The following is a 6,148-nucleotide window of genomic DNA, read 5'->3' as shown; positions in this document are numbered from 1 at the left end:
GCGCCGTTCACCATGCATCCCACGTTGCCGTCTAATTTGATGTAGTTCAAATTGAATTCGGATGCTTCTACTTCCAGCGGCTCTTCCTCGTCCAGATCGCGCAGTTTGAGCAATTCCGGATGGCGATAAAGCGCGCTGTCGTCAAAATTGATTTTGGCGTCCAGCGCCAGTACATCGCCCTGTTTGGTAACAACCAGAGGATTAATTTCGGCCAGTGAGCAATCTTTGGAAATAAACGCTTTGTACAGGGCCATCATCAACTTAACGGCATTGTTTACCTGTTTTCCGCTTAAGCCCAGGCCAAAGGCTAATTTACGAGCCTGAAAGGGCTGCAGACCAATGGCCGGATCAATCCACTCTTTCAGGATTTTCTCCGGTGTTTCGGCGGCCACTTTTTCGATTTCCACGCCGCCCTCGGTGCTGGCCATCATCACCAGTTCCGATTTTGATCGATCCAGAACCACGCCCAGGTAAAGCTCGCGTTCAATATCCACACCCTGCTCGACCAAAACTTTTTTTACGACTTTTCCTTCGGGACCGGTCTGGTGCGTAACCAGGGTCATGCCGATCATCTGCCCGGCAATATTTTTCACTTCGTCTAAAGAACGGGCTAACTTAACCCCGCCGCCCTTTCCGCGGCCGCCGGCATGGATCTGGGCTTTAATCACTGCCAGATCGGTCGGCAATTTTTTAGCCGCTTGCACAGCTTCATCTGCTGTAAAAGCCACGTAGCCTTCCGGTACGGGAACATTAAATTCCCTTAAAATTTGTTTAGCCTGATACTCATGAATCTTCATTTAACAACTCCCATTGTAACAGTTCGTTTTATTTTTGTTCAAGAAGTCTAAATATAACAATTTATTTTAAATATGTAAACCTATTTTGAGCGAAGATTTAGAAGAACAGGAATAGTAAAATATCTAAGGCAGCAAAGCCGCAACCAAAAAATTTATTTAAAAAATGACAGGCCGGTGCCTCGGAACCTTTTAACTCTTACACTCATAAACTCTTAACTTTATTCCTCCAACAGCAAAAATCATTTCACGAATTAGCCCTCCCCCCCTCGGTCCCCCCCACCCAGAATGAAAATCTGGGCGAGGGGGAAGACCTGTGTGGGAAATTTTCTTAATTGTCCGACCGCTTTAGCCGGTTGGAGCGCAGCGGAAATTGCGATTCTCTGGGATGGGACATCAAACCATTCAACAAATCAACAATTCAACAATTCAACAGTTTTGCTTCTTCACACTGCATGAAAATCTTCGCACGCTAATGCATTACATCTTTTGAAGGCAGTATTCTAAAAGGAAACAACCCTTAAATCAATTATTCTCATTTCCAAAATGAGAAATATTTAATTTTTTTTATTTGCAAAAATAAAATTAATTAATTATTTTCGTTTTAACTAATTAAGAGGGGAACAAACATGTTTGTGCGTAGTTTATTTCAAACCCTTGTAGATAACATTGATTCTAATCAGGCAATCATTGTTACAGGAGCAAGGCAGGTTGGAAAAACGACCCTATTAAAACAATTTCTACACTTTTTACTGGAAAAATCCTATCCTGCCTATTACGTCAATCTTGAAGATCCGGATTTTCTTCGCGCTTTGAATGAACATCCAAAAAACCTTTTTTCATTATTCCCAATAAGTAAAAAACGAAAAAATATCTTTTTAATTGATGAAATTCAGTATCTTAATAACCCGACAAATTTTTTAAAATTTCTTTATGATGAATACTCCGATTCAATTAAACTTTATGTGACAGGTTCTTCTGCATTCTACTTAGACAGTAAATTCAGAGATTCTTTAGCCGGTCGGAAAAAGATCTTCTTTATGAACACCTTATCTCTGGATGAATTTTTACAATTTAAAGGAGAGAGCGATCTGGCGAATTTAATTAAAAATCTTCCTTACAATCATTTAGACATAAAAACATTGCCCATTGCATATCGACGGACGTTATTAACATATATCAATGAATATATGACTTATGGGGGCTACCCACTCGTAGTTTTAGCGGAAACCAATCAAGAAAAGGAAGAAATTTTATTTGAATTAATTACTTCTTATATTAAAAAGGATATTTATGAAAGTGGAATTAAAAACTCGCAGTACGTACTGGATTTATTAAAAATACTGGCCACTCAATGCGGGAATCTGCTGAATATAAATAGTCTATCCAAATTACTTCGCGTCTCTTTTTCGGCCATTGAAAATTATCTGTTTACATTGCGAAAAGCATTTATTTTATCAACCATTCGTCCCCTTACCAGAAATATTCGTAGTGAAATCAAGAAGATGCCTAAACTTTATTTTAATGATCTGGGATTACGTAATGCCTTTTTAAAAGATTTTCGGCCTCTTGATTACAAGCAGGACCGCGGCCAAATATTTGAAAATTTTGTTTATCGTTTGTTTCTGGATCGAGTAGCAGAAGACGAAATAAAATTCTGGCGAAATCAACAAGGTAACGAAATCGACTTTATTGTAAAAGAAAAACTTGCCTGTGAAGTAAAATTTTCTCTCGAAACAATTAATCAAAAAAAATATAAAATGTTTAAAAAATTATACCCGCAAATTCCATTACACTTTATTTATCACGAGGGACAGGACGCCCCGGAAGATACAACTTACTGGCAAATTTAATATTGCCTATTTTTGCTATTGCAAAGCCCAGAGCTTGTGACTAAATTATGGCCAAGAATAACGGAATCTACAAACTTTTTATCACGCAAATATCAAAGATGTAAATTTGATTAATTAGATTGAATTATAATATCACGATAGGCTTTGTTTGTTTTTGGTCTATTGACTCAACGGAAATATTTTTTCCTATTGATGGCAGAACGAATGTTTTTTTTAACGGATCTTCCCTGAATAATCGCTTACTATTTTTATAATTTTGTAAGGATACATATTTAGAATACTTCCCGAAGAAGATGTAACACATTAGCGTACGAAAATTTTTGTGATGTGTGAGGAAGTAAAAAAAAGGTTGAGTTGTTGAATTGTTTAATTGTTGAACGGCCTGTCCGTCTAGACACCGTCCAGACGGGCGGGCCTGTTTCCCAAAATCGGGAGTTCCGTTTCGCATCAACCGACTGTAGATGCCAGACAATTAAGAAAATTTCCCACACAGGTCTTCCCCCTCTCCCAGATTTTTATTCTGCGAGGGGGTGAGGGCTAATTCGTGAAATGATTTTTGCTGTTGGAAGAGTAAATGAGTATAAGAGTTTAAGGATTCCAGGGCACCGGTCAGTTATTTTTTTTTAAATAAATTTTTTGATTGCGGCTTTGCTGCCTTAGAATACTTCCCTAAAAAGATCTAGTCCCGCCACAGCGGGATGCGAAAATTTTTGTGCTGTGTGAGGAAGTAAAACCGTTGAATTGTTGGAGGTTGAATAGACCTTTCCCGAAAATTGCATTTTCAGGCGATTTCTCCTCCTAGACTGGTGCATTGTGCTACAAATGCTCATGGCGACTCTTGTGTCGTTTTTGTGCTCTTTGCGGTAGATTTATGGTAGCAGCCTGAGCTTTTTTAACCTTAGGCGTGAATACGCGTTCCGGCTTTCCCTTGAATCGCCTCACCCGTTTTTTCAATAGAAGTGATGATCACTTCCTGACCACCGCCTTCAATAAAATTTATGGCCGCTTCAATTTTAGGCCCCATGGAACCTTTTGGAAACTGTCCTTCGGCCAGGTACTTCCTGGCATCGGCAATGCTCAATTCATCCAGATCGATTTGCTCCGGCGTACCAAAGTTCAGGGCCACCTTTTCCACGCCGGTAATGATCAACAACTTCTCAGCGTCGATTTCCCTTCCCAGCACGGCCGAAGCCAGATCTTTGTCAATGACCCCATCCAGTCCCTCTAACCACCCCGGATGTTTGCTGTGATCGATGTACACCGGGATCCCCCCACCACCGGCCGCAATCACAACCACGCCCATATCTACCAGATGTTTGATGATGTCTTTTTCCACAATGCCGATGGGTTTTGGGGAAGGTACAACACGCCGAAAGCCTCGCCCTTTGTCTTCTTTCATGATCCAGCCACGTTTTTCGACCAGTTCGCGCACCTGTTCTTTTTTAAAAAATGGACCGACAAATTTGCTGGGATTTTTAATGGAAGGATCGTCTTTATCCACCAGCACCTGGGTGACCAGGGTGGCGACCTGGCGCTTTACTCCTAAATCGTGCATTTTGTTTTGTAAACATTGTTCAATCATGTAGCCCATGCCTCCTTCCAGATCGGCCACAATTATGCCCAGTGGCAAAGGCGGCACCAGATGCCTGCTTTCCTCAACCCGAATCAGAGCATTACCGACCTGTGGTCCGTTGCCATGCGTGATAACCATATTGTAACCTTCTTTTAACAAATCAATAATATGCACCAGGCTGCGTCTTGTATTTTCGAACTGCTGCGGGATGTTTCCTTCCTCGAATTCACGCGTAATGGCATTTCCACCAAGGGCGACAACGATTGGTCTTTTTTTCATGACTTCCTTCCTTCGATTTAAATAAAAAGGGCATGATTTTACTCAATTGCCAAATCATGCCCAAACCGAGTTTAAGGTTTTACATAAACTTTTTCAAGACATCGTTCAGATCAGGTTTGCCCACTTCCTGCAGTTCATAAGTGACGCGAACGGCCGGTTTGTTTAATTTTACCAGCTTTCTCAAATCGATGGGCGTTCCGATAATTACCAGATCGCAGTCGGTTTTATTAATGGTTTCTTCCAGGTCTTTGATCTGTTTATCGCCATACCCCATGGCCGGCAGCAGGGTGCCAATTTCCTGATACTTTTCAAACGTTTCGGTAATGGTACCCACCGTGTAAGGCCGCGGATCGACCAGTTCTTTAGCGCCAAACTTTTCGGCTGCTACCACGCCGGCGCCGTAGGTCATCTCGCCATGCGTTAAAGTGGGTCCATCTTCCACAACCAGCACACGTTTGCCCTGAATTTGCTCGTAATCTTCCACAAAGATCGGCGAAGCCGCATCAATGACCACTGCATCCGGGTTCACCATCTGGATGCTCTCGCGCACGGCCTGAACCCCTTCCGGATCGGCAGTATCGATCTTGTTAATAACCACCACATCCGCAGCGCGCAGGTTAGCCTCGCCCGGATAGTAGAACAACTCGTCGCCGGGACGATGCGGATCGACCACCGTAATATGCAAATCGGCTTTGTAGAACGGAAGATCATTATTGCCGCCGTCCCACAAGATGATGTCCGCTTCTTTTTCCGCTTCGCGCAATATGGCTTCATAATCCACCCCAGCATAGATTACCGTACCCGAAACGATGTGCGGCTCGTATTCTTCCCGCTCTTCGATGGTACATTTGTACTTATCCAGATCAGAAAGTTCCGCAAAGCGTTGCACAGCCTGCTCGTTCAAATTGCCGTAAGGCATGGGATGGCGAATGGCCACTACCTTTTTACCGGCTTCACGCAACATTTTGGCTACTTTGCGCGTGGTCTGCGATTTGCCGCATCCGGTGCGCACTGCACAAACCGCAATTACAGGCTTACTGCTTTTCAACTGCGTTGTTTCAGCGCCCATCAAAACAAAATCGGCTCCGGCAGCATTGACCAATGCGGAACGACTCATCACGTAATCATAAGGAACATCGCTGTAAGCAAAGACCACCTGATCCACATCAAACTTTTTTATCAAATTTGGCAATTCTTCTTCCGGGTAAATCATGATGCCTTCCGGATACAACTTACCGGCCAGTTCCGGTGGATATTTGCGTCCTTCAATATCCGGAATTTGTGTTGCTGTAAAGGCCACGACTTCAAAAGCCTCATTGTCTCTGAAATAGACATTAAAGTTGTGGAAATCGCGTCCGGCTGCACCCATGATGATCACGCGTTTACGCTGCATATAACCTCCTAATTGATGTTGTAAATTTACTTTCATATTTCGATGAAAGAATATTCATTTTTTTGCTATCTTATTTAATTTTAAGTATTTAATTTAATAGATCAATTTAGTGTCAGGACGCGCTGAAATCAATGGCCGAAAAAAACTTTTTTACACAACCTATTTCATTGTTTTTATTGGATTTTTCGCGGCATGCTGTATATATTCAAGCTGCTTTATATTTATTCAACTAACGGCCTATCCAATTAATTTTTAA

At 42.0% G+C, this 6,148-nt stretch carries 4 protein-coding genes; 1 reads left to right on the top strand and 3 read right to left on the bottom strand.

The annotated features are described in order from the left end of the window. The coding region (gene sucC, locus ACWB0I_RS01790; RefSeq protein WP_479386318.1) for an ADP-forming succinate--CoA ligase subunit beta at positions 1-797 on the bottom strand (797 nt) is incomplete at its 3' end. Between the two features lie 632 nt (positions 798-1,429). Between sucC and ACWB0I_RS01785 the strand changes: the two genes are divergently transcribed. After that, positions 1,430-2,647 carry an ATP-binding protein gene (locus tag ACWB0I_RS01785; protein ID WP_479386317.1) on the top strand — a complete coding sequence of 406 codons (1,218 nt, stop codon included), beginning with the start codon at positions 1,430-1,432 and terminating at the stop codon, positions 2,645-2,647. Between the two features lie 898 nt (positions 2,648-3,545). On the opposite strand, the gene arcC is transcribed toward ACWB0I_RS01785, so the two are convergent. Beyond that, the gene (gene arcC / locus ACWB0I_RS01780) at positions 3,546-4,499 is read right to left on the bottom strand and encodes a carbamate kinase (protein ID WP_479386316.1); all 954 of its coding nucleotides are present in this window, start codon (positions 4,497-4,499) and stop codon (positions 3,546-3,548) included. A gap of 79 nt (positions 4,500-4,578) precedes the next feature. Then, complete coding sequence (locus ACWB0I_RS01775) at positions 4,579-5,892, bottom strand: cyclic 2,3-diphosphoglycerate synthase (RefSeq protein WP_479386315.1); 1,314 nt, start codon at positions 5,890-5,892, stop codon at positions 4,579-4,581. Positions 5,893-6,148: the final 256 nt, after the last annotated feature.

This window comes from Caldithrix sp. (genome assembly GCF_056497305.1).
The sequence above is the reverse complement of the archived record's forward strand: the minus strand, read 5'-3'. Positions and strand labels throughout refer to the sequence as shown.